At 65.6% G+C, this 23,110-nt stretch carries 15 protein-coding genes; 9 read left to right on the top strand and 6 right to left on the bottom strand.

Features of this window, described 5'->3' with window-relative positions:
* Positions 1-7 precede the first annotated feature (7 nt).
* Genes tssF through tssJ form a run of 3 tightly spaced genes read left to right on the top strand, consistent with a single transcriptional unit; the run spans position 8 to position 3,515 of the window.
* Complete coding sequence (gene tssF, locus HDG32_RS02240; protein ID WP_184062863.1) at positions 8-1,822, top strand: type VI secretion system baseplate subunit TssF; 1,815 nt, start codon at positions 8-10, stop codon at positions 1,820-1,822.
* Positions 1,819-2,970: a type VI secretion system baseplate subunit TssG gene (gene tssG, locus HDG32_RS02235; protein WP_184062861.1), complete on the top strand. Its 1,152-nt coding sequence runs from the start codon at positions 1,819-1,821 to the stop codon at positions 2,968-2,970. Before tssF ends, tssG begins: the two co-directional genes overlap by 4 nt.
* Positions 2,971-2,993: 23 nt before the next feature.
* Positions 2,994-3,515, top strand: coding sequence for a type VI secretion system lipoprotein TssJ (gene tssJ / locus HDG32_RS02230; RefSeq protein ID WP_260335496.1), 522 nt, complete (start codon positions 2,994-2,996; stop codon positions 3,513-3,515).
* Positions 3,516-3,528: 13 nt separating this feature from the next.
* Here tssJ and HDG32_RS02225 read toward each other — a convergent pair whose 3' ends face one another.
* From HDG32_RS02225 to HDG32_RS02215, 3 genes are all read right to left on the bottom strand, one after another.
* Positions 3,529-4,122, bottom strand: a complete 594-nt coding sequence (locus tag HDG32_RS02225; RefSeq protein ID WP_184062857.1) for a ParB-like protein — start codon at positions 4,120-4,122, stop codon at positions 3,529-3,531.
* A gap of 88 nt (positions 4,123-4,210) precedes the next feature.
* Positions 4,211-5,863 carry a murein transglycosylase A gene (locus HDG32_RS02220; RefSeq protein ID WP_184062855.1) on the bottom strand — a complete coding sequence of 551 codons (1,653 nt, stop codon included), beginning with the start codon at positions 5,861-5,863 and terminating at the stop codon, positions 4,211-4,213.
* Between the two features lie 37 nt (positions 5,864-5,900).
* Complete coding sequence (locus HDG32_RS02215; RefSeq protein WP_184062853.1) at positions 5,901-7,862, bottom strand: serine/threonine-protein kinase; 1,962 nt, start codon at positions 7,860-7,862, stop codon at positions 5,901-5,903.
* A 277-nt stretch (positions 7,863-8,139) separates the two neighbouring features.
* Here HDG32_RS02215 and HDG32_RS02210 point away from each other — a divergent pair, with 277 nt between their 5' ends.
* From HDG32_RS02210 to HDG32_RS02200, 3 genes are all read left to right on the top strand, one after another.
* Positions 8,140-10,404, top strand: a complete 2,265-nt coding sequence (locus HDG32_RS02210) for a CHAT domain-containing protein (RefSeq protein ID WP_311539208.1) — start codon at positions 8,140-8,142, stop codon at positions 10,402-10,404.
* Positions 10,405-10,424: 20 nt separating this feature from the next.
* Positions 10,425-12,098: a ShlB/FhaC/HecB family hemolysin secretion/activation protein gene (locus tag HDG32_RS02205; protein ID WP_184062851.1), complete on the top strand. Its 1,674-nt coding sequence runs from the start codon at positions 10,425-10,427 to the stop codon at positions 12,096-12,098.
* A gap of 66 nt (positions 12,099-12,164) precedes the next feature.
* Positions 12,165-16,724 carry an S-layer family protein gene (locus HDG32_RS02200; RefSeq protein ID WP_184062849.1) on the top strand — a complete coding sequence of 1,520 codons (4,560 nt, stop codon included), beginning with the start codon at positions 12,165-12,167 and terminating at the stop codon, positions 16,722-16,724.
* On the opposite strand, the gene HDG32_RS02195 is transcribed toward HDG32_RS02200, so the two are convergent.
* Genes HDG32_RS02195 through HDG32_RS02185 form a run of 3 tightly spaced genes read right to left on the bottom strand, consistent with a single transcriptional unit; the run spans position 16,721 to position 19,161 of the window.
* Positions 16,721-17,521 carry a glycosyltransferase family A protein gene (locus tag HDG32_RS02195; RefSeq protein ID WP_221307588.1) on the bottom strand — a complete coding sequence of 267 codons (801 nt, stop codon included), beginning with the start codon at positions 17,519-17,521 and terminating at the stop codon, positions 16,721-16,723. The genes HDG32_RS02200 and HDG32_RS02195 overlap by 4 nt on opposite strands.
* Positions 17,522-17,555: 34 nt before the next feature.
* Positions 17,556-18,350 (bottom strand): protein phosphatase 2C domain-containing protein, encoded by a 795-nt coding sequence (locus HDG32_RS02190; RefSeq protein WP_184062847.1) that lies wholly within the window; start codon positions 18,348-18,350, stop codon positions 17,556-17,558.
* A 34-nt stretch (positions 18,351-18,384) separates the two neighbouring features.
* Complete coding sequence (locus tag HDG32_RS02185; protein ID WP_184062845.1) at positions 18,385-19,161, bottom strand: hypothetical protein; 777 nt, start codon at positions 19,159-19,161, stop codon at positions 18,385-18,387.
* 783 nt (positions 19,162-19,944) lie between these two features.
* Here HDG32_RS02185 and tssA point away from each other — a divergent pair.
* The 3 genes from tssA to tssC all read left to right on the top strand — a co-directional run bounded on the left by tssA (position 19,945) and on the right by tssC (position 23,092).
* Positions 19,945-20,976 (top strand): type VI secretion system protein TssA, encoded by a 1,032-nt coding sequence (gene tssA, locus HDG32_RS02180; protein ID WP_184062843.1) that lies wholly within the window; start codon positions 19,945-19,947, stop codon positions 20,974-20,976.
* Positions 20,977-21,069: 93 nt separating this feature from the next.
* Positions 21,070-21,570: a type VI secretion system contractile sheath small subunit gene (tssB, locus tag HDG32_RS02175; protein WP_026226255.1), complete on the top strand. Its 501-nt coding sequence runs from the start codon at positions 21,070-21,072 to the stop codon at positions 21,568-21,570.
* A gap of 25 nt (positions 21,571-21,595) precedes the next feature.
* Positions 21,596-23,092 (top strand): type VI secretion system contractile sheath large subunit, encoded by a 1,497-nt coding sequence (gene tssC, locus HDG32_RS02170; protein WP_184062841.1) that lies wholly within the window; start codon positions 21,596-21,598, stop codon positions 23,090-23,092.
* Positions 23,093-23,110 lie beyond the last annotated feature (18 nt).

The following is a 23,110-nucleotide window of genomic DNA, read 5'->3' as shown; positions in this document are numbered from 1 at the left end:
CCTAAGCATGGAACACGACGACCCCATCCTGCGCTACTACGAAGCCGAAATGCGCTACCTGCGCGAGGCCGGCAAGGAATTCGCGAAGGCGCATCCCGACCGCGCGCGCATGCTGAATCTCGATCGCGTCGGCGATCGCGATCCCTACGTCGAGCGGCTGCACGAAGGTTTTGCGTTTCTGACCGGACGCCTGCAGCAAAAGCTCGACGACGAATTGCCGGAGCTGACCGAAGGCCTCGTGAGTCTGCTGTGGCCGCACTATCTGCGGATGATTCCGTCGCTGTCGATCGTCGAACTGTTGCCGCTCGCGGAGAAACTGCAGCGAACCGAGGTCGTGCCGGCCGGCGTGCCGGTGCGCTCGGCGCCGATCGCCGTGCCGAACGCGGCGGGTGTCGAGAGCACGACGCCGAAGACCGTGCAATGTCTGTACCGGACCACGCAGCCGGTCACGCTGCAGCCGCTGTCGATCACGCACGCGGGCCCGGCCGTGCGCCACGATGGCCGCTCGATCATCCGGCTCGGCTTCGAGCTCGATCAGTCCGCGCGCCGCAAGGAAACCGATCTGTCGCGGCTGCGGGTGTATCTGAATGCCGATCTGCCGACCGCGTTCGCGATGCATGTCGCGCTCACGCGCGAGGTCGATGCAATCCACTGGCGCATTCCGGAAGTGCGCGACGGCGAAGCGCTGCCGCTCGCCAACGTGGCGATCGAGCCCGCTGGCTTCTCGGCCGACGAGAGGTTGTGGCCGAAGGCCGACGCGGCGTTTTCCGGGTATCAGTTGCTGCTCGAATACTTCACGTTCCGCGAGAAATTCCTGTTCGTCGATCTGTGTGGACTCGACGTGACGAAGCTACCGGAGAAGTCGACGCGCTTCGATCTGGAGATCTTGCTGAAGCACGCGTATCCGTCCGATCAGCGTTTCAGCGCGGAAAACCTGCGGCTTTTCTGCACCCCGGTCATCAACCTGTTCGAACTCGATGCCGAGCCGATCGAGATCGACCATCACGAAACGCAATACCGCGTGTTGCCGGCCGGCCATCAGGGCGAGCACGTCGAGACCTATTCGGTCGATGCAATCGACGCGTTCGATCACGACACCGCCGAGCGCTACGAGTACGTGCCGTTCGCGACGTTCCGGCATCGCGGCGGCATGCTGCGCCACGAGGCGCCGGAACGCTACTTCCATGCGCGCGTGCGGCCCGGTGTCGCGGGTCTGCATCAGACGTGGGTCGTGCTCGGCGGTCACGCGTGGGACACGATGGACACGCTGCCCGAGGAAAGCCTGTCGCTGCGCGTAACCGGCACGAACGGCATGCTGCCGCGCAAGGGCCTGCGCGAAGCCAGCATCGCCGAGCTGGCGGCCAGCACGCCGAACGTCGTGGGCGTGAACAATCTCGTCGCGCCGACCCTGCCGCTCTATCCGCCGACCGGCGACCGTTTCCAGTGGCGCGTGCTGTCGCATCTCGCGCCGAACTTCCTGTCGATGATGAACGCGGAAGTGCTGCGCGGCGCGCTCGCGCTCTACGACTGGACCAGCGACGAACTGAACCGCCGGCGCCTCGCGGGCATTCTGTGGGTGTCGCAGGAATTGCTCGAGGAGGTGTCGGGCGGCTCGGTCGAGCGTGGCGTGCACATCGAGGTGACACTCGATTCGCATGCGTTCGCGGGCGACGGCGACGTGATGCTGTTCGGCGAGTTGTTGCAACGCTTTTTCGCGCTGTACGCGGAGATCAATCTGTTCACGAAGCTGTCGATCGTCAGCCTACCGTCGCAGACCCGCACGGTCTGGCCACGCAGCAAGGCGCAGCGGGCTCCGCTATGAGCGCGTACGCTAACGCTTGCGAAGCGCGCAATGACCCGCCCAATCTCGACCCGCTCGTCGCATCGCTCCTCGCGCGCGCGCCGCGGATGAACTTCATGCAGTTGTGCCGACTGCTCGAATTGCGGATGCCGCGGCAGCCGGGCTTCGGCACGCTCGATACACCGGCGCATGAACCAGTGCGCTTCCGGCCACGCGCGCGCACAGGCTTTCCGGCGGGCGAGATCGCCGCAGTCGAATTCGCTGCTGATCCGGATTCCCTGGTCAGTGCCGCGGCGCCGACCGTGCGCACGACGTTCATGGGTCTTTACGGCGTCGACGCGGCGATGCCGTCGCACATGATCGACGAGATCGTGATGCGCGAGGAAGGGCACGAAGCGGTCGAGGCCTTTCTCGATCAGTTCAATCATCGTTTCGTCACGCTGCTGTATCGGGCGTGGAAGAAGTACCGCTATCCGGAAAGCTTTCGCGCGGGCGGCAGCGATGCGCATTCGCGCAATCTGTTGTGCCTCGCCGGCTTTGGCTGGGGCGACAAGCCGCAACGCGCCGGCTTGTCCGATTCGCGGATGCTCGCGCTGCTCGGTCTGCTGATCCAGCGAACGCGCACACCTGAAGGGCTCGCGGGCGTGATCGCGCTCGCGGTGCCCGGCGCGGACGTGCGCGTCGATGAGTTCTTTCCCGCGCTCGCGCGCGCGGGCGAGCTGCAGCCGCTGACGTCGTCGGCCGCTCGTGCCGGCGCGGCGAACGAGGACGCGCGTCGCGGCCTCGGCGGCGGCTATGTGCTCGGCAAGCGGCTTGCGTATCGCAGTCGCGCGGTACGCGTGACGTTGCGGCCGGCCCATGCCACGCAGGCGCACGATCTGTTGCCGGGTGCGTGGCTGCATCGCGAGTTGATGGCGTTCGTACAGTTGTATGTCGGGCTGAAGGCCGACGTGCATCTGCGGATGGAATTGTCGTCGCGCCTCGCGCCGTTGCCGGCGATCAACTCGCCCGGCCCGGTCGCTGCCGGATCGGCCGGACCCGCGCCGCGCCTCGGCTGGACGACCGTGCTGCCTGCCGTGAACGAACGCCTGATCGACGTCGCACTCGGGGTCTATCGGGCGCTTCCGAAGCCCGCCGCCAATCCGTACCTGACTCATGCCGCGTCATGAACGACGCGCCGAAAGGACCATTGATGAACCTTCGTTTTACCGTTTCCACCGTTGCGTCCGCCGCGCTGCTGTCGGCATGCGGCGCCTGGCAATCCGTATCGGACGCGTCGTCGAGCGCTTATCACGCAGTGTTTTTCAAGCAGATCAAGGTGCTCGACATCGATCTGTCAGCGCGCGAAGCGCTGAACCCCGACGATGCTGGTCGTGCCACATCCGTCGCGGTGCGCGTGTATCAGCTGAAGGACCGCAAGATGTTCGATGGGGCGTCGTACGAGGATCTGCTGAAGAACGACCGCACGGTGCTCGCGCAGGACTTGCAGGCGAGCATGGCATCGGTGCTGAATCCCGGCGCGTCGGCAAGCCTGTCGCAGCCGATGCGGGCCGACACGAACTATGTGGCGGTCGTCGCGTTCTATCGCAATCCGGGTAGCGGGGATGGTTGGAAGTATGTGATCGGGAAGAAGAAGCTCGATGCGGACAAGCCGTTGAAGATCTCGTTGATGGATCAGTTTCTAGTGCCTGCGGGCAGAGCGGCCCACGATTGAGTGGGCCGCCGACTCAATCCGTGCGACCGAGATAGCCCGGTAGCCCCAATGCAGAGTCGCTCCTCGCCAGCTGCAAGGCTTCCTCGAGCAAAGCTGTGAACTTCTCGTCGCTATCGGGCCGCGGCAACGTCGCGCGAAAGAAGTCGGCCCAGCGAAATTCTTCCAGCGGGACACTGGTTTTTTCATAGCCGCCGGCATCGCGGACCGCTGCCGCGAGGCTTCGGTATTCATCGTCCTTCATTTCCCACACGTGCTCCGCCAATTCGGCAAACGGCCGGCGCACGCCTTGCGCGTCATACGGAAAGGTCCATCGTTGGTTTTCCATGCTGAGCCAGAACGATGCCCACGTGTACGACGAAAGATCCCGCACCAGCACGACCGGAACCGCGCGCACGCCCACCTGCCACAGCGCCGCCGCCACATGGTGATGATCGATCGCGAACGGTATGCCGTTGGGTCCGCAGACGACCGGTATCGGCTTTTCGGCGATGGCCATCTCCAGGTCATGGCTGCTCAGGGACCGGTATTGGCGGGCTTTTTCGCGGACCTCCCGCGCGCCGTGGGTCATTTGTGTGGGGCGGAGCTCTTCGATTTGCCGCGTGTCCATGTCGGTCTCCTTGTCTGGATGCGTTGACGCGGCTCCCGCAAATTTCATGCCCCCGGGCGCGAGGCGTCGCCCACTTTCCGCCAGACGTCTACGGCGCATCGTCCACACACAGCACCGGATCGCTGACCAGACAATCCGCATCAGACGCGGCAGGTCCGCCGCCGCGCGTTTTCAACGACGTCTGCTGCGCGGCGATGCGCAATCCCTTGGGCAGCAGCACCCACATGCGCAGCCGCTCTTTGGTGTGGCTCGCCTGGGTCTGCGCGGTTTGACCGAAGCCGTAGAAGTAGTCGGCTCTGACGGCGCCCTGAATCGCACCGCCCGAATCCTGCGCGAGCATCAGGCGGTTGATCGCGCCGGGTGCCTGAGGGTCGTCACGCGTGGACACGAATACCGGCGCGCCGAGCGGCGTGGTGCGCGGATCGACGGCCACCGAGCGGCCCGCCGACAGGGGCACGCCCAACGCGCCCAGCGGACCGTTCGGTGAATCGGGGATCACACGAAAGAACACATAGCTCGGATCCGAAACCGCATACACGGGATGAGGTTTCGGCGTGGTCGTCGCCAGGGTGAAACCGCGCAGCAACGGCGACGTGGGTTCGTCATCGTCACCGTCGGCGGGCGCCGCGTTGCCTTCGTTGCTCGTAGCGGGCGCGCCGTCGTCGCTGATGTCGACCTCGATCTCCATGCCGCGCACGACGAGCTTGCGCGCGCCGGCCGTCGCGTTGCCGCTGTGCGCGAGCGGCGGCAGGAACGGCCGGCCGTTCTGTTCCGCATAGGCGAAGCGGCGAATCGAGCCGTCGCTCATGCGGACCTTGCCCGCGCCTTGCAGCTGCATCGAGTACAACATCACGGGGTCGTCGACATAGGCGAGGATCGGCGCCTTCAGTGCGCCGCGCTCGATCTCGGCGCGCGTGTAGTACGGCACGATGCGCCCGCCATCGAGCCGCAGTCGAATCTTCTTGTCGCGGATATCCGGCACGCTATCGCGCAGGTCCAGCGCGTAGACGCCTTTGAGGTCGCCACTCGTCGTATCGCTGAGCGCGATCACGTTACGTCCATCGATGCGAGCCGCGCTCACGTCACCTCGCGCGCGGTCCGGCAGGCGCCGCGCGTCGAGGTAGAGCATGTCGGCCGGCGTGCCATAGACCGGATAAAGATAGGCGCCGCCGTACTGCTGGCTGCCATTGAGCAGCGGCTCGTAGTAGCCGGTCATCGTACCGTCGAGCGAGCGGTCGGGATTGCGGATCTGGTACGCGCTGAAATACGTTTCGAAGAAACGCCGGATCGCCGCGGCGTTGCCAACGTCCACCGCTCGCGCGGCATTGCACGGTTCCGACCAGCCGCTGCGCGCGCCGAGCACGGTGCAGCTGCGGCGAAACGCTTCCCATGACGCGGTGACGTCGTCCGTGTCCCACCCGGGCAGGTCGGCGAAAGCAATCGGCTCGTAGTAAGCGTGGCGCGTGGCGAAGCCGCCGCTCAACGCAGCCTTGGGACGCGGGTTATTGGAGCCGGTGGACGTGCCCGAGACCGTCGCGTGTGTCGTTACGGGAGCCGGCGTCGGCCCAGGCATCGTCGGCGGCGCGGGTGGCGATGCTTGCGCCGTCGGCGCCGCCTGCTCGACCGGCGACGTCGCCGTGTGGCTCGTGTCCCCCAGGATGACGCTGGTCGCGGGCGTGTTGCTCGCGCAAGCCGCGAGCGTGGCTGTCAGCGCAAGCAGGAGAAGCTGAGCCCGTTGCATGCGGCCTCCTTGCGGACCATCGCGAACGTCGCGCGTGCTAGCCTGGCGGCTTGACGGCATCGATGGTGAACGTGGCGGCGCCGAACGCGCCGGCGCAATCCGCCGTGCCTGCCGGGCAACGCGGCTTGCCCGCGAACGGCGAGTAGCGCGGGCCGCGACGCGCGGCCGCTTGCTGCTGGGCATCAGCGGGGAATGACTGGAACGGCGCCGCGGACTTCAAACCACCGTCGGAAAAATCGCGCGGCGTCGTCGATACCAGCGTCAGAAAATGGTTGGGACCAGGCGGGTTGCCCGCCAGCATCGGCCAGCTGGCGCGCGGCAACGACAGTGTCTGACCGGCGGCGATCCGGTTGTTGCGATCGAGTCCGTTCGGAAACAGCATCAGGTACTGACCGTCCGGATCGACCATGAACACATACACGTAGCCCGCGCGGTTGCTGTCGAGTTTGAATTGCAGATGATCCTTGCCGATCGTGGCGGACGTGCTGCGCGGTGTGGCGGTGATCTGAATCGATGGATCGGCCAGCGTCACGATTCGCTCGAGTTCGCTCGCGGGGGTGAAGGGCGCGAGGTCGTCGGCCTGCGCGGGTGGTGTGGCGGGCGCGGCAACCGTGGCGGGCGAGGCAGGAGCAACCGGGGCAACCGGGGCAACAGCAGCAACGGCTGCCGGGCTTTGAGCGGCATTGCCAGGCGTCGGCGCAGCCGTGTCGCGCGCATCCGTGCTTGCCGTGACAGCCGGGCGCGCGGTCGGTGGCGAACGCATGGCAAACCACGTACCGACCGCCGCGAGCGCCACGACGCAAACGGCACCTGCTGCGATCAAGCCCGTGCGTTTCTTTTGACTACCGCCAGCCGCAGGAACGGCCGCTGTGCCTGGCTCATTGCGCTTCGCCTCGACTGTCGCGGCCGTCGTTGTTCGCGGCGCATTGGTACCCGCTGTCTCGACGGAAGCGCGAGTCGTGGGTTCGATCGCCGCAGCGGCGTCATCACGCGTATCGATGGCAATGCCCAGTTCGTCCGCCAGCGCCTGAACGCTTTGCGGGCGCTGTTCGGGGCGGACCGCGAGCGCATGGTCGATCGCGCGCAGGAACCGCTCGCTATAGCGGCCGGCCGCCGTCGTGGCGAGCGGCACATACGTGTCGCTCATCAGTCTGCCGACCGACGGCGGCGGTGTCTTGCCCTGAATCGCGAAATAGATGACCGCGGCGAGTGCGTACACATCGGTCCACGGCCCCTGTTTCAAGGCCGCCACTTCGGCATATTGCTCGACGGGCGCATAGCCGGGCTTCAGGATCACCGTCAAGGCCTGGGTCATGTCGCCGATCACGCGCCGCGCCGCGCCGAAGTCCAGCAGCACGGGGCGGCCGCTGCCCTTGAGCAGCATGATGTTGTCCGGCGCGATGTCGCGGTGATAGCACTGCGCCGCATGCAATACCGCCAGTGCTTCGAGCAGCGGCGCGAGCAGGGCGCGCAGCCATGCTTCATCGGGTGGGGCACTCATGCGGCGCAAGCCGTCGCGCAGCGTCACGCCCTCGTAGTACGGCATCACCATGTACGCGGTGCCGTTGGCCTCCCAGAACCGGTACACCTTGACGAGCGAATGATGATCGAAGCGGGCGAGCAGCCGCGCCTCGTTGATGAAGCTTTTCAGGCCGGCGCGAAAGGTGTCTTCATGACGTTCCGAGCGGACCGACACTTCGGCCGCGCCGACGCGCGAGGCCAGCGCAGCGGGAATGTATTCCTTCAGCGCGACGTGACGTCCTAGCTGGGTGTCGTAGGCGAGATAGACGATACCGAAGCCGCCTTCGCCAATCAGATCGACGATCTCGAACTCGCCGAGCCGTGTGCCCGCGGGCAGCGCATGTTGCGCGTTCGAACCCTGCGCGGCGGGGCGGGTGACGACTGTGCGATCGGCGTCCGCCGCTTCGGCGGGGTTCTGCTGGCCGTCCGGTCCGGACGCCCGTTGCACCATCACGGTTTTGTCGTCGGGGCTGCTCATCGGCTGTGGCTCCCTGGAGGGTACGACGGCAGAGCCCGGCACACGCGAGCGCCACCCTCACGCGCAGGCGCGTCCGTCTTTAAGACGAATGAGCGGGTCATTTTTTGAAATCAGGCGGGCGCGCGTGCCTGAGCGGTGGTCCGCGTGCGGCCGCCGGTTTCAAAATCGGCCGGCCGGATTCGTCTATACGGTGTCGGTCAACCGCTGCGTGCAGCTTGCGGGTTGTACGCGCATTCCATCCCAGCCGCTTCCTTTTGCCTTCTTGCAGGAAGTTAAAGTGAACGAGCGCCAAGGCTTATCGAGCGGGATGGCACACCGCGTCGTGCGACGCGACTCGCGGCGCGCGCTCGTCGCATGGGCGCACCGGATCGACGCCGCGTGGATCGCGGGCGCGCTCGTCATGGGCTCGATGCTGCTGGGCGCGGCGGGCAATACGCTGGCCGCTGGCACGTCCGCCGCCGCGGCGCGGCCCGCGAGCGCCGTGGCCCTCGCGCCCGAGTCGTTCGGCTTTCGTCAGGCCGATGAACGCGAACGCGACGCCGAAACGATCAACACGTTGACGTCCGAGGGACGTCTGCTGCTGTCGCGAGACCGCGTCAAACTCCCTGCCTACGACTATTGCAGCATGTCCGTCGCGGCCGCCGAGCGCGGCGACTTCCGCGACAGCGTCGATGCCGCCGCGCGCGCGCTGGTGGTGGCCGGGCAGACCAACAATGCGGATCTGGCGGCCCTGTCCAAACGCGATCTCGCGATCGCCTACAGCTATGCCGGCGACCTCGACAACGCCGAACGCTACGCCCGCGATGCTCTCGCTTCGACGCCGAAGGCGCCCGAGCAGGTCTTTGCTCCGGCCAACAAGGTGCTCGGCGATGTCGCGTTGCGCCGGGGCAAGCCGCAGCAGGCGCTGGCCGCCTACGAAGACGCGCTCACGACCGCCTCGCCGCGTTACAAACCGCTGGTGCTGATGTCGATCATCAACGCGCAGCTCGCCGAGGGCGATACGCCTGGCGCGCGCCAAACCTTCGATGCGCTCGGCGCACCGGCCACTGCGGAACTCGCGCCCGCCTACCGGCGCATCGAAGGCAATCTGCTGCTGGCCGAAGGCAAGCCCGAGGATGCGAAACACGCGTTCGAAGCGCTGTTGAGCCAAAGCGGCAATTCCAGCGACGCCAACTACGACCGCCTGTGGGCCCACGAAGGAATCGGCCGCGCCGACCTCGCGCTCGGCGACAAGCCGCATGCGCGCGAAGCCTACCTGCTGGCCGTCGACGACTCCGAGAAAATCCGCGCGCGGTTTCGCAGCGACGAGTTCAAGACGGCACTGTTCGGCGACACGCAAACGGTATTCGAAGAGGCCATCGCGCTGACGGTCGAAGCCGGTGACTACGAGAGCGCATGGAGTCTGTCCGAACGCAGCCGGGCGCGTGCGCTGCTCGACGTCGTGCGCAACCGCGTCGACGCCGGCGTCGACGACCGTCAATTGAACGGGCAGGTGCCGAGTCTTGCTGCGACGCGCGGCGCGCTCCGGCCCAACGAGGCGATCGTCGAATTTCACAGCCTGCCCAACGAGCTGATCGTCTGGGTGGTGCGCAACGATGGCCTGACCGGCCACACCTTGCCGATCGCGCGCGCGGACATGGATGCCGCCGTGACCGACCTGCGCAACGCGATCGTGCGCCGGCGACCGGCCGCGCTGACCTATGGCGACAAGCTCGATGCGTTGCTGATCGCGCCGCTCGGCTTGCGCGCCAACGAGCGGCTCATCATCGTTCCGCACGGCGCGCTGCACTATCTGCCGTTTCAGGCGCTGCACGATGCCGACGGCTTTCTGATCGAACGCCATGCGATCGCGCTCGAACCATCGGCGAGCGTCGCGGTACAACTCGCGCAACGCCAGCAGAAGATCGCGAGCGATCTGGTCGCGTTCGGCAATCCGACCATCACACCTGCCTATGCGCTGCCAGGGGCCGAGGCGGAAGTGCAGGGCATCGCGCCGCTGTTCGCGCGCAACGAGGTGTTTCTGCATAGCGATGCCACGCGCCTGAGCTTTCGCGACAACGCGCCCGCCGGACGCGTGTTGCACGTGGCGACGCACGCCCAGGCCGACACGATCGATCCGTTGCACTCGAGCATCCTGCTCGCGCCCGCGACGCAGCCGGCCGACGGCCCGGACGCGCTGCTGGCCAAAGACATCTACAACCTGAAGCTCAACAACGTCTCGCTCGTCACGCTGTCGGCCTGCGAGACGGGGCTTGGCCGGATCGCGCGCGGCGACGAAATTCTCGGCTTCACGCGGGCGTTCTTCTATGCCGGCGCCACCAGCCTGATCGTGTCGATGTGGCCGGTCGCGGACGAATCGAGCGCGCTGACGATGCGCACTTTCTACGCGCAACTCGCGCAAGGCCATGACGCGATCGACGCGATGCGCACCGCGCAACTGACGGTTCTGCACACGCCGCGCTTCGCGCATCCGTTCTTCTGGGCGCCATTCGATCTGATGGGTGGCTGGCGTTTGACCATCGCGCGTCAGCAGCAGGGATGAACCAAACAGACCCTAGACCGATGAACAGACTCCGACTGATCGCCGCGGCGGTGTCCTGCAGCAGTGCGCTCGCGTGGGGCCAGACGCTGCCGAACGCGGGCAGCATCCTGAACCAGACGGCGCCGCGCGAGACCCGGCCGGCGCCGCCGGGCGGCACTCAGGCGTTACCCGCCGTGCCGCCGCCGGCGGCGCCCGTGACGGCGCCCGGCCCGACCTTCCTGCTGAAGAGCATCAGGTTGAAGGGCAACGACACGATCGCCAGCGACGCGCTGCTTGCGCCCGTTCAGGACAAGCTCGGCAAGCAAACCAGCTTCGCCGGGCTCGAAGAGATTGCCGCGCGCATCACGCAGATTTATCGCGATCACGGCTATCTGCTCGCCCAGGTGGTGATCCCGCCGCAGGACGTCACGTCCGGCAACGTCGAAATGAGCGTGCTCGAAGGGCGCGTCGGCCATGTGCGGCTCGACATCGCGGCCGGCACGCCGATCCGCGAAGATCTGTTGCGCGCGCGGGTCGCGCAGATTCCGTTGGGCAAGCCGCTGCAGCAGCACGAACTCGAACGGACCATGCTGCTGCTGTCCGATCTGCCGGGTATTCAGGTCTCCTCGGCAATCGAAGCGGGCGAGGAGCCGGGCACGGTCGATCTGACCGTCAACGTCGCGCCGGCCAAACGCTGGACCTTTGCGCTCGATGTCGACAACTTCGGCGCGGAGTCCAGCGGTACCTGGCGGCTCGGTGCGCTCGCGCGCCTGAACTCGCCGTTCATGATCGGCGACAACCTGGACCTGCGGCTGCTCGGCAGCGAACGCGGCGACACCCTTTACGGGCGCGTCGGCTACGAAGCGCCGATCAATGCGCAAGGCACGCGCGTCGGGGTCGCGGTGTCGCGGCTCAACTATGCGCTCGGCCAGGAATTCGCGTCGCTCGACGCGCAGGGCGAGGCGACCGTGGTGGACTTCACGCTCACGCATCCGCTCGTGCGCACACGCAATCAGAGCCTGTTGGGGCGCGTCAATCTGGAGTATCGCGACCTGATCGACAACGTCGGCATCGTCGATCAACACAATCCCAGATCGCTGGTGGAGGGCAGTATCGGCCTGAGCTATGAAAGCCGCGACGCGCTGTTCGGCGGCGGCTTCAATAGCGCGGATGTCGAGCTGTTGATCGGCAGTCTGCATTTCCGCAACGCGCAAGCCGAGGCGCTCGATGCCTCGCCGCTCGGGCGCGACACGCAAGGTACCGAAGTGCGCGCCACTTTCTTCGCCAACCGCCTGAACGCGATCACCGAGCGGCTCAGCGTATTCGCCGGCGTGTCCGGCCAGTGGGCCGGAACCACGCTCGACAGTTCGTCGCGCTTCCTGCTCGGCGGCCCGCACGCGGTGCGCGCTTATTCGCCGTCCGAGGCACTGGTCGACGAGGGGTTCGTCGCCACCCTCGAAGGGCGCTTTGCGATCGATGCGCGGGCGACCGTGTTCACGTTCTTCGACTTCGGTACCGGTTGGTACAACGCCACGCCGCGTCCGGGCCAAGGGTCGAACGTGATCACGCGCAGTGGCGCGGGTCTCGGCGCGTTCTGGGCCGCGCCGGGCGGCATTGCGCTACAGGGCACGGTCGCATGGCGCACGACCGGGCCCGATACGACCGGCAACGACAGGCTGCCGCGCTTTTATGTGCAACTGACCAAGACGTTCTAGCAGGCAGCCAAACGCAACGAGACGCAACGCAACGACAAGCAGCAGCAATCTGCACCGAGGTGTGCGATGAACAAGCCATGCAATGTGCGACCGGGGCACGTGAGCACGATCGCCGGCGCGGTCGCCGCGTTGTTCGCGGCGTCGTATATGCCGCTCGCGCTCGCGAATCCGACCGGCGCCCAGGTGGTGGCCGGCACGGTCAGCATCAACTCGCCGGGCGCGGGACAGATGCACATCACGCAGGGCTCGTCCAATGCGATCGTCAACTGGAACACGTTTTCGATCGGTAGCGGCGAAGCGGTCAGGATCTCGCAGCCGTCGGCTTCCGCCGCGCTGCTCAACCGCGTGACGGGCAACGACCCCAGCGTGATCGCAGGACGCCTGCAGGCCAACGGCAAGGTGTTTCTCGTCAATCCGGCGGGGGTGATCTTTGCGCCGGGATCATCGGTGAACGTGGGGTCGATGATCGCCTCGACACTCAATATCTCCAATGCCGATTTCCTTGCCGGCAACTTCCATTTCGTCGGCGCGTCCGCGGCGGCGCTCAGCAATGCGGGGTCGCTGACGGCGGCCGCGGGCGGCACCATCGCGTTGCTCGGCGGCACGGTCAGCAATAGCGGCACGGTCAGCGCAAAACTGGGCAGCGTCGCGCTGGGGGCGGGCAACGACATCACCGTCGACTTTGCCGGCGACGGTTTGACCACCCTGAAGATCAACCAGGGCGCGGCGCACGCGCTGATCGGCAATACCGGCACGCTGGCCGCCGACGGCGGCACCGTGGTGATGAGCGCACAGACGGCCGACGCGCTGGCGGGCACCGTCATCAACCAGCAAGGCATCGTGCGCGCGCAGAGCCTGAGCGAACACGACGGCCGCATTCTGCTCGACGGCGGCACGAACGGCGTGACACAGGTGAGCGGGACGCTCGACGCCAGCGGCGGCGCGGGGCAAACCGGCGGCAGGATCGACGTGACCGGCTACGACGTGGCGCTGCTGGCCGGAGCGTACGTCGATGCGAGCGGCGCCGCGGGCGGCGGAACCGTCCACTTCGGCGGCGGCCCGGCGGGCGCGGACCCCTCCGTTCGCAATGCCAATGCGATCTGGATGTCGCCGAGCGCCAGCCTCCATGCGGATGCGCTCGTCGACGGCAATGGCGGCAACGTCGTGGCTTACAGCGAAACGGCCAGCCGCATTTACGGCACGTTGACCGCGAAGGGCGGGCCGCAGGGCGGCGACGGCGGCTTGATCGAAACGTCCGGCCATACGCTCGACACGACCGGCATGAGCGTCGACGCATCGGCGGCGAAGGGTCAGGGCGGCAGGTGGCTGCTCGATCCGTTCGAGGTCGACATCGTGACGCAGGTGCCCGATGTCACCGCGGCGCCGGTCCCGACGCAAACCGCAGCCGATTCGAACACGATGACGTTCGGGCCGATCACGGGCAGCACGTTCATCCTGAACACGGCGCTTACCGGTCCGCTGAGCCTCGGTACGTCGGTGACAGTACTGACAGGGACCGATCCCAACTTCGGCGCGGGCGATATCGTCGTCGACGCGCCGCTCAACCTCACGACCGGCACGCTTCCCGCCACGCTGAAGCTGAGCGCGACGGGATCGGTGCTGGTCAACAACACCATTACGTCGAGCGCGGGGCCGCTCAGCCTCGTATTCGATGCGAACGTGGGCGGCACGAGTCCGCTCAGCCTGGTCTCGTTCCAGGGCGTCACGGTGAAGACCAACGGCGGCAGCGTGACGTTGGGAAGCGGTGGCGCGAGCCCGGTCCTGATCCAGAACTCGAACATCGACACCGCGGGCGGCGATCTGACAGTCACCGGCACGTTCCCGATCAATGGCGTGGCGATTGGCTATCTGATCACGTCGTCGTCGGGCATTTTCATCGACTCGTCGACCATTTCCACGGAGGGCGGCGTGTTCTCGCTGACGGGCGTGGCGCTGGGTCCGAACGCCAACGGTGTGGCGATCAACGGCACCAGCTCGCTCTCGACGACGAGCGGCGCGCTTCGCATCGCCGGCACGGCGACCGCCGGCGGCGGAGGCAACGACGGCGTGATCGCGCAAGGTGACAATACGATTCAAACCGGCAGCGGCGCGCTCACCATCAGCGGCGCCGGCAGTTCGAATATCGAGGATCAGGGCATCGGCGTGCTTCTATCCGGCACTTCAGCCAGCACGACGAGCGGGGCACTGAGCGTGAACGGCAGTTCTTCTGGCAGCAGCGCGATGGGCGTGTTCCTGAGCGGCGGCGCCACGGTGGGTGAGGGTGCCGCGCTGCAGCCGGGGCTCAGCAGTTCGGGCGGCGCGATCACGGTCAACGGTAGCGTGGCGCAAGGCGCGCAAGGGGGCTTCGGCGTCGAGATTCAGAACACCACGATCTCCAACACGACCGGCTCGATCGGCGTGACGGGCAATGTCACCGGTACAGCCGCCGGCGGCACCTTCGCGAACGGCGTCTATTTCTATGGCACCACGTTGAGCACCGGCAGCGGCGACATTTCCGCCGCCGGCAGCGTGTCGTCGAACATGAACGTCAGCATCGGCCTCGACATGCATGGTTCGTCGGTCCAGTCGACGAGCGGCAACCTCGAGTTCACCGGACAAAGCGTGGGAGCCGCGGTCAACGGCGACTCGGTGATCGGGCTGATGTTCGAGAACACGCTATGCGTGGACTGCATCCAGACAGCCTCCGTATCGGTGACGACCGGCACGGGCACGGTGAGCCTGTTCGGCAGCGGCACCGGTCCGTTCGTGCAGGGTGTGCTGATCACCGACGGCACGACGATCACGTCGACCAACGGCGGGGCGATCGATATCCGCGGCGCGGTGAGCGGCCCGGCCGGCAGCAGTCCGAACCTGCAGAACGACTACGGCGTGCTGATCGCCAATGGCGCGATCAGCGCGACCGGGACGCGTACCACCACGATCGGCATTGCCGGTTCGACCACGACGTCCGATCCGGGCGTCGCGATCGGCCTTGCGGTGCCCGAGACCGAGCAGAGCGAGTTTGGGCTGATCAATCCGACCTCCATCGCCACCGGCGGCGGCGTGACGAGCGCGGTCGCCAATGCCACCGCCGACAACGTGACGATCTCGACGACGAATCCCGCTTCGATCGTGTTGCGCGCATTCAACGACGGCACGGCGAGCAGCCTCGCCATCACGCAGGCGACGCTGTCGTCGCCGGGCGGCGTGCTGTCGATCATGCCGGCGTCGGTGGACCCCTCGAGCTTCACGATCACCGCTCAGAACGCGACGCCGATCACGCTGCTCGGCACGGGCGGCGGTCTCAGCATCGACGCCCCGACTTTCTCGACCTTCGCGTCGATTCCCAGCATCGTGCTCGGGTCCAGCACGCAAACCGGGCGCATCACAGTGAACGGGCAGTGCGTATCGGCCGGCTCGCCTTGCGTGCCGACACGTCCGGGCTTCGCGAACAATCTCACGCTGTCCAACCCGGGCGCGGGCAGTCAAGGGATCGCGCTGACCTACGGCATCTCGACTCCGGGCCAGACCTTGATGCTCCTGTCGGCCGGTCCCGTCACGGACCCTGGCGGCATCCAGGCCGCCGGGCTGATTCTCGCCGGCCCCGGTACCTTCACGCTGACCGATCCGCAAAACGACGTCGGCGTGCTGGCGCTGGCCAACGCGGGGAGCGTCGACTTCTCGAACTCGCATGGCTTCGTGATCGGCCCGCTGACGAGCCAGACGTTCGACTCCGTCGCGAGCCAGTTGAGCCCGATGAGCGTGACGAACTCTACGCTAACCGGCAGCCTCGTCGCGACCGCTACGACCGGCAATATCGGGCTGGGCGCGAGCACGCCGTCCGCGACGGCTCCGAATACGAATCTGAGCGCGGGCGGCTCGATCGATCTGGTGATGGAGAACGGCGTGTTCGTCGATGCGAACTCCGGCACACTTGGCGCCGGCAACGCATGGCGAGTCTGGGCCAGCACCTGGAACGGCGAGACACGCGGCAGCGTGCAGCCGAACACCGCCCAGCCCAATTTCTACGGCTGCCTGTTTGGCTCGGGCTGTAGTTGGGGCGGCACGGTGCCCACCACCGGCAATCATTTCGTCTATGTCGCACGGCCGACGGTCACGGTCAGCGCGGACGGCGCGACGCGCTACGTCGGCGCACCGAACCCGGCGTTCACCTACACGACGAGCGGTCTGATCAACGGCGATACCGCCGCGGGCACGTTGAGCGGCTCGGAGACGACCACGGCCACTCTGACTTCACCGGCGGGTGGCTATCCGATCGACCCCAACTTCACGTCCAGCGTGGGCTATATCGTCAACGAAGTGCCGGGCACGCTGACGGTGATTCCGTTTCAGAGCACGATCCCGAATCCGCAGGGCCCGATCCCCAATCCGGTCGCGCAAAGCGGTCTGCAGACGTTTTTCAGCAGCCAGGAGCAGACGTTCGTCTACGAAAACAATCTGCAGGGCACCAACATCTGCATCGGCTCGAACCAGCCGCTCTTCAGCACGACGCCGCCTGGCGAGAAACAGGACATCCTCGCGGTCGAATGGAAGCGGGTGCGTTCGCAGCCGAACCTGAACAGCTGCCTGCTGACCAACACCCAGCACGGCTGCGGTGACTTCTAGCGGGAGCCGGGCGAAGCGGGCGGGACGGGTGGCGCGGCGCCTGCGGGCGAATGCAGCGCGCGCAGTTGCGCGATGGCGGCCTCGGCGCTCGCGACGAACCGTTGCGAGAGCCGCCATGCTTCGACGACCTCCTGATGGACGGGCTGCTCCATCCCGAGGTGAATCCGGAAGAATCGTTCAGCGTGGATGGCCGGGTGGTAATGCTGGCGCACCCGCTTCGCGTCGATCAGCCGCCGGTTGCCGAACAGCCGGCTCAATGCCCACGAAAACGCGCCGTCTTCTCCGCCGACGCGACGAAAGAACGCGTCGAGCGGAAACCCGCCCAGCGCGCGATACACCGCCCGCCGGATCACGAGACTGCTCGGCACGGTGTTGCTGAGGATTGCGGCATATTTATCGAAATCGGGATGCTCGACGATCGCGCGCGGAAAGCCCGCATAGTCGACGTCGAGCCGCACCGATGCCTCGCCCGGACAACGCTGCAGATAGCCACTCGCCGCGGCCAGCGCGCCGGGCAGATATTCGTCGTCGGCGTCGATGAATCCGAGCAGATCCTCGCTCGCGTGCATCGCGGCCCAGTTGCGCGCGGCGGCGACACCGCCGTTCACGTGCATGCGCAGCACCTGCACGCGCGCGTCGAGGCGGCCGTAATGTTGCGCGAGTTCGATCGAAGCATCGGTCGAGCCATCGTCGACGACGATGATTTGTGCCGCCTCGGGCTGGATCAGGCAGCTTTCCAGTGCGCGGCCAAGCGTTGCCGCCATCTGCAGACAGGGAATGATGATCGAGATCGGCATGATGCGAGCCCCGTTCCGATGCTGATCCGCTGCGTTACGCCTGTGCCGGGCCGGGCATCAATTGCGTCGCCTCTGCGTCGTCGCCGACCCACACCGCGAACGCCGTGAAGTTGTCGTGATTCGTGCTGGCGCTCGCGCGCACCTGTTGCGCGAGCGCGTCGAGCCAGGCGCCGGGTGTCGCCGCATGGGCCAGCGCGTCGGCGATGCCGGCGTCGTCGGCGTACTCCCACAGGCCGTCCGTGCAGATCAGGAAAGCGTCGCCGTCATGCAGCGCGAAAGTACCGTCGACGCCCGCAATGTTGAGTGCGTCGCGCGTGCCCAGCGCCGCATACAGCACGTTGCGGCGCGGATGATGACGCATCTCCTCCTCGGCGAGCAGCCGCGCGTCGACCATCTGCTGAACCATGCTGTGGTCGCGCGTGCGCGCGCAGATCTCGCCGTGGCGGAAACAGTAGAGGCGGGTGTCGCCGCAATGGGCCCACGCGGCCGTCGCGCATTCGCGGTCGATGGCGAGCACCACGGCCGTCGAGCGCATGTCTTGTTCATTGCCTTTGCCGCGCAACTGTTCTTCGACGATGTTCTCATTGGCATGCGTGAGCGCGCTGATCAGCCGGTCGCCCGTCGGCGGCAATTCGGCAACGGTCAGGTAGCGCAAATCCGCCAGCACCGAAGCGACGACGAGGCGCGAGGCGGTGTCGCCGCCGCCGTGTCCGCCGGCGCCGTCGGCGACGACGCAATAGTAGAGCCGTTCGCTCGACCAATCGCCGAACGAATCTTCGTTGCGCGGGCGGTCGCCCCGGTCGGTCAGGCTTGCGGTGGCAAGTTGCACCGTTGACCTCTCATATGCTCGTGGTCTGTCGAGCTCATTCCTGCGCGTGCGACTGCGCGGACAGAATGCCCAGAACCAGCAGGATGACGATGCGATTGCCCGGCGAGATGTCGATGCCGAGGCTGTGCTCGATCCATTGGCCGATTTGCGTGCGGGCGAAGTCGGCGGGTATCGAGCCTTTTTTCAGCGTGACGCCAAGCTTGCGCGCCCGGTAGTGATACGACGCGATGCCGTAACGCGCGGCCACCTGCGACAGACCGCCTTTCTCGTTCGACAGCCAGCCGAGACTGCCGGCGAGCAGCATGCGGTCGGCGTCGTCGAGCGAAGCGATGAAATGCGACGCGGATTCGCGTACCTCGGCTTCGTGCAGACCGTATTGCAACAGGACCGAGCCGATCGGATCGGGATGAAAAGCCGTTTGCCGGTCGATTTCGAGCATCACGTCGCCTTCGTCGAGCGACACGTTGCGCTGATGGCTCGCGCTGCGCAGACAGTCGATCAGATAGCGGCGGAAATAGGCGCACACGGCATGGCTGGTCGAAGGCGCGCTGTGCAGCGGGAAGGTGGGCAATGCCGTCGGCGCGGTATCGAGGCGGAACACCTTGAGATAGAGGAACTGCGAGATCAGTTCTTCCTTGTCCTCGCCCAGCGCCTGCAATTCCGACGGATGGTAGCCGGTCAGCGCGCGGCGCACGATCGTATAGATCGACGCCATTTCGTCGTGGCTCAGGCAGGTGCGGCGTTGCCACAGGTCGGGCAGTGCGCTTTCTCCAGCGTGGTCGGCAATTGCAGCGCTTTGGATATCTGCCACTTTTCACCCCGAGGTGGTGAGCCCCGCTTCTTAAGGGCGGAGCCCGGCTGCTGACACTACCCATTTCGCCGCGTGTGTGGTGCGCCGGTTTTCTGTCCCCAATGAATCCGGCACTCGCTTTGCCGCCATATCGGGCAGATTGCGTATGCCAAACGCTTGCAATACCGGCAATTCCGCCGTGCAACCGGCGCGTGATTGGAAAACAGACTTAGTCTATTGGCACGTTTTATATATTACAAGGTAAAACTTAATATGTTATTCACCGCTGCGGCGACGGGTTCTATCGCTATCAGGACTAACCCTAAACGCAACGTAAGCGCCTACCGGCAACCCGGAAAGGTCAAATTTTTTAAAAAATCCGGGCACCTGATTCGTTTACCCAGATGTCGGGCGATCCCGCCAATCGACCGTCCTGAAAGGGCGCGCTGGTGAGGTCGTAAGACGACTGTCCGAGCTTGTGATTGTAATGGTGCCGGAACGAAAAGGTTAAAACTTCTTAAGTGTTTATGGAGTTGAATGGTATTACATATACTGTTTCGCTTAATTAAACAAAATCCGTTTCTATTGCTATCCGGCTTTGATTTTCCGGGCTGCGTGCTATTCTCATATCGGATTGCCGCCGAGAAAGGACAACGCTCGCTAAAAACATCGCAATAGCTGGCGAAGGCAATCTAATCAGAGTTAACACGTATTTCCGGGAACGCTGATTCCCGGCGGGCAAGGGCAACCCGTACCGGTCACTTACGGTGCGTCGAGACTACTCATCCGAGACCGATACCAGACATGGCCACGCTTCTCGCGGGCGAAATGCTTGCCGACATATCAGCTGCCAGTCCATGCGGGGACGACCTCGAGTACGACCCTGACTTCCTTGCGCTCGAGCAGGTCGTCCACGGCAAGCCGGACGTGCAGTTCGGCGAGACCATGGTCGCCGCCACGCCGCCTGACTGGAAAGTGGCCGAAGCGCTATCGCTCGATCTGCTCGCAAAAGGCCGCGACTTGCGCGTCGCGGTACACCTGGCGCGCGCGCTACTCAATCGCCGTCGTTTCGCCGGCTTCGCCGAGGGCCTCGCGCTCGTCGAAGGCCTGCTCGAACAGCGCTGGGACCATGTCTATCCACAGCTCGATCCCGACGACGACAACGATCCGACCGCCCGCGTCAACGCGCTCGCCGCCCTCGTCGAACCGTCCGGCATGCTGGTGGACGTGCGCGACGCACCGCTCGCGTCGTCGCGCGCGCACGGTGGCGTCAGCTTGCGCGACATCGAATATGCGACCGGCGAAGTACCGCTGCCCAAGGGCGTCGAGGCGGCGTCGCTGAGCTCGATCGACGCGGTGATCGCCGACGCCCACCAGGACGCCGCCGAAGCGCACACAGCCTTGCTCGCGGCCACGCATAGCGCGATGCGCATCGAGACGGTATTGACCGAGCGTGTCGGCGCGGCGCGCTCCATCGATCTGTCGCCGCTATCGAGGCTGCTGCGGCGTGCAGCCGACTTTCTCGGCGAGCGTCTCGACGTCCCGGGCGGAGCGCCGCAAGCATCGCCGAACGGCGACGTGACCCCGGGCGAAAGCGCCGGCGCAGTGCCGGCACCCGTGCCGTTGTCCGGCGACATCACGGACCGTCAGGACGTGATCCGCATGATCGACAAGATCTGCGCGTACTACGAGCGTCACGAACCCTCCAGCCCGTTGCCGCTGCTGCTGCGGCGCGCTCGCCGGCTGGTCGACAGGAACTTCATGGAAATTCTGCAGGACCTCGCGCCCGAAGGCGTGCGCCAGGCCAGGCAGGCCGGCGGTATCGAAAACGAGTAAGCAGTCAGGCGGGGATGGGCTTTTTCGCTTCTAGCAACGCCAGTCATGCGCCACGCTGCTCGCGGCCGTGCGGCGTCAACCAGGGGAATGGTCGTGGCCAAGGAAAGCAGCCAGAAATTCATCGCGCGCAATCGAGCGCCGCGAGTTCAGATCGAATATGACGTCGAAGTCTACGGGTCGGAGAAAAAGGTCAATCTGCCCTTCGTCATGGGCGTGCTGGCCGATCTCTCCGGTCAGCCGGCGGACCCGCTCGCGCCGGTGGCGGATCGAAAGTTTCTCGAGATCGACGTCGACAACTTCGACGAGCGTCTGAAGTCGATGAAACCGCGCGTCGCCGTGCAGGTGCCGAACGTGCTGACCGGTCAGGGCAACCTCGCGGTCGACATGACCTTCGAGAGCATGGACGACTTTTCGCCCGCGGCGGTCGCGCGCAAGGTGGACGCGTTGTCGAAGCTGCTGGAGGCGCGCGGCCAGTTGCAAAACCTGCTGACCTATATGGACGGCAAGACCGGCGCCGAGGAGCTGATCGCGAAACTGCTCAACGATCCTGCGTTGCTGCAGTCGTTGGCGTCCGCACCGAAGCCGCAGCAATGAGCGTGATCTACAGGGGAGTCTGACCATGGCTGAACCTAGCACCCAAGGGCAAGCGCAACCCGGCGAGGCGTCGCTTGAAACGAGCGATTTCGCGAATCTGCTGCAAAAGGAATTCAAGCCGAAGAGCGAGAAGGCGAAGGAAGCCGTCGAGACGGCGGTGCGCACGCTCGCCGAACAGGCGCTGCGCGATACGAACGTGATTTCGGGCGATGTGCTCGCGACGATCGAATCGCTGATCGCGCAGATCGACGAGAAGCTGACCGCCCAGATCAATCAGATCATCCACTCGGAAGAGTTCCAGAAAGTCGAGAGCGCGTGGCGCGGTTTGCACTATCTGGTCAACAACACCGAGACGGACGAGACGTTGAAGATCCGCGTGATGAACGTATCGAAGGGCGATCTGTACAAGACGCTCAAGAAGTACAAGGGCACCGCGTGGGATCAAAGCCCGATCTTCAAGAAGCTCTACGAAGAGGAATACGGCCAGTTCGGCGGCGAGCCGTATGGCGCGCTGGTGGCTGATTATTACTTCGACAACGGCGGGCCCGACGTCGATCTGCTGACGCAGATATCAAAGATCTCGGCCGCCGCGCATGCGCCGTTCATCGCCGGCGCCGATCCCGCGGTGATGCTGATGGATTCATGGCAGGAGCTGGCCAATCCGCGCGACCTGACGAAAATCTTCCAGACTCCTGAGCATGCCGCGTGGCGCTCGCTGCGCGAATCCGAGGATGCGCGCTACGTCGGTCTCGCGATGCCGCGTTTTCTCGCGCGCGCGCCGTATGGCGCCAAGACCAATCCGGTCGAGGAATTCGATTTCGAGGAAGACACGGCCGGCGCGGACAGCGGCAAATACGCATGGGCCAATGCCGCCTATGCGATGGCGACCAATATCAACCGCTCGTTCAAGATGTACGGCTGGTGTTCGCGGATTCGCGGCATCGAGTCGGGGGGCGCCGTCGAGAACCTGCCGGTGCACGCGTTCCCCACCGACGACGGCGGCATCGACATGAAGTGCCCGACCGAAATCGCCATTAGCGATCGCCGCGAAGCCGAACTCGCGAAGAACGGCTTCATGCCGCTCGTGCACAAGAAGAACTCCGATTTCGCCGCCTTCATCGGCGCGCAGTCGCTGCACAAGCCCGCCGAGTTCGAAGACCCCGATGCCACCGCGAACGCGAACCTGGCCGCGCGTCTGCCCTACCTGTTCGCCTGCAGCCGCTTCGCTCACTACCTGAAGTGCATCGTGCGCGACAAGATCGGCAGTTTCAAGGAGAGGGACGACATGCAGCGCTGGCTGCAGAACTGGATCCTTCAGTACGTCGACGGCGATCCGGCGCACTCGACGGAAGAGTCCAAGGCACGACGCCCGCTCGCGGCCGCCGAGGTGGTCGTCGAGGAAGTCGAAGGCAATCCCGGTTATTACACGTCGAAGTTTTTCCTGCGTCCGCACTACCAGTTGGAAGGCCTGACCGTATCGCTACGGTTGGTTTCGAAGCTTCCGTCCGCCAAGGCGGCATGACGGAAATCCCCATTCAGT

Origin of the sequence: Paraburkholderia sp. CI2 (assembly GCF_014201055.1) — a bacterium.
Taxonomy (GTDB): Bacteria; Pseudomonadota; Gammaproteobacteria; order Burkholderiales; family Burkholderiaceae; genus Paraburkholderia; species Paraburkholderia tuberum.
Note: the sequence above shows the minus strand (reverse complement) of the source record. Positions and strands in the feature narration are given on the sequence as shown.

Bases quoted from the DNA above. Each gene is read 5' to 3' on its own strand.
- HDG32_RS02215 (WP_184062853.1), bottom strand. From the start codon at position 7,862: ATGAGCAGCCCCGACGACAAAACCGTGATGGTGCAACGGGCGTCCGGA.
- HDG32_RS02195 (WP_221307588.1), bottom strand. From the start codon at position 17,521: ATGCCGATCTCGATCATCATTCCCTGTCTGCAGATGGCGGCAACGCTT.
- HDG32_RS02200 (WP_184062849.1), top strand. From the start codon at position 12,165: ATGAACAAGCCATGCAATGTGCGACCGGGGCACGTGAGCACGATCGCC.
- tssF (WP_184062863.1), top strand. From the start codon at position 8: ATGGAACACGACGACCCCATCCTGCGCTACTACGAAGCCGAAATGCGC.
- tssC (WP_184062841.1), top strand. From the start codon at position 21,596: ATGGCTGAACCTAGCACCCAAGGGCAAGCGCAACCCGGCGAGGCGTCG.
- HDG32_RS02225 (WP_184062857.1), bottom strand. From the start codon at position 4,122: ATGGACACGCGGCAAATCGAAGAGCTCCGCCCCACACAAATGACCCAC.
- HDG32_RS02220 (WP_184062855.1), bottom strand. From the start codon at position 5,863: ATGCAACGGGCTCAGCTTCTCCTGCTTGCGCTGACAGCCACGCTCGCG.
- tssJ (WP_260335496.1), top strand. From the start codon at position 2,994: ATGAACCTTCGTTTTACCGTTTCCACCGTTGCGTCCGCCGCGCTGCTG.
- tssG (WP_184062861.1), top strand. From the start codon at position 1,819: ATGAGCGCGTACGCTAACGCTTGCGAAGCGCGCAATGACCCGCCCAAT.
- HDG32_RS02205 (WP_184062851.1), top strand. From the start codon at position 10,425: ATGAACAGACTCCGACTGATCGCCGCGGCGGTGTCCTGCAGCAGTGCG.
- tssA (WP_184062843.1), top strand. From the start codon at position 19,945: ATGGCCACGCTTCTCGCGGGCGAAATGCTTGCCGACATATCAGCTGCC.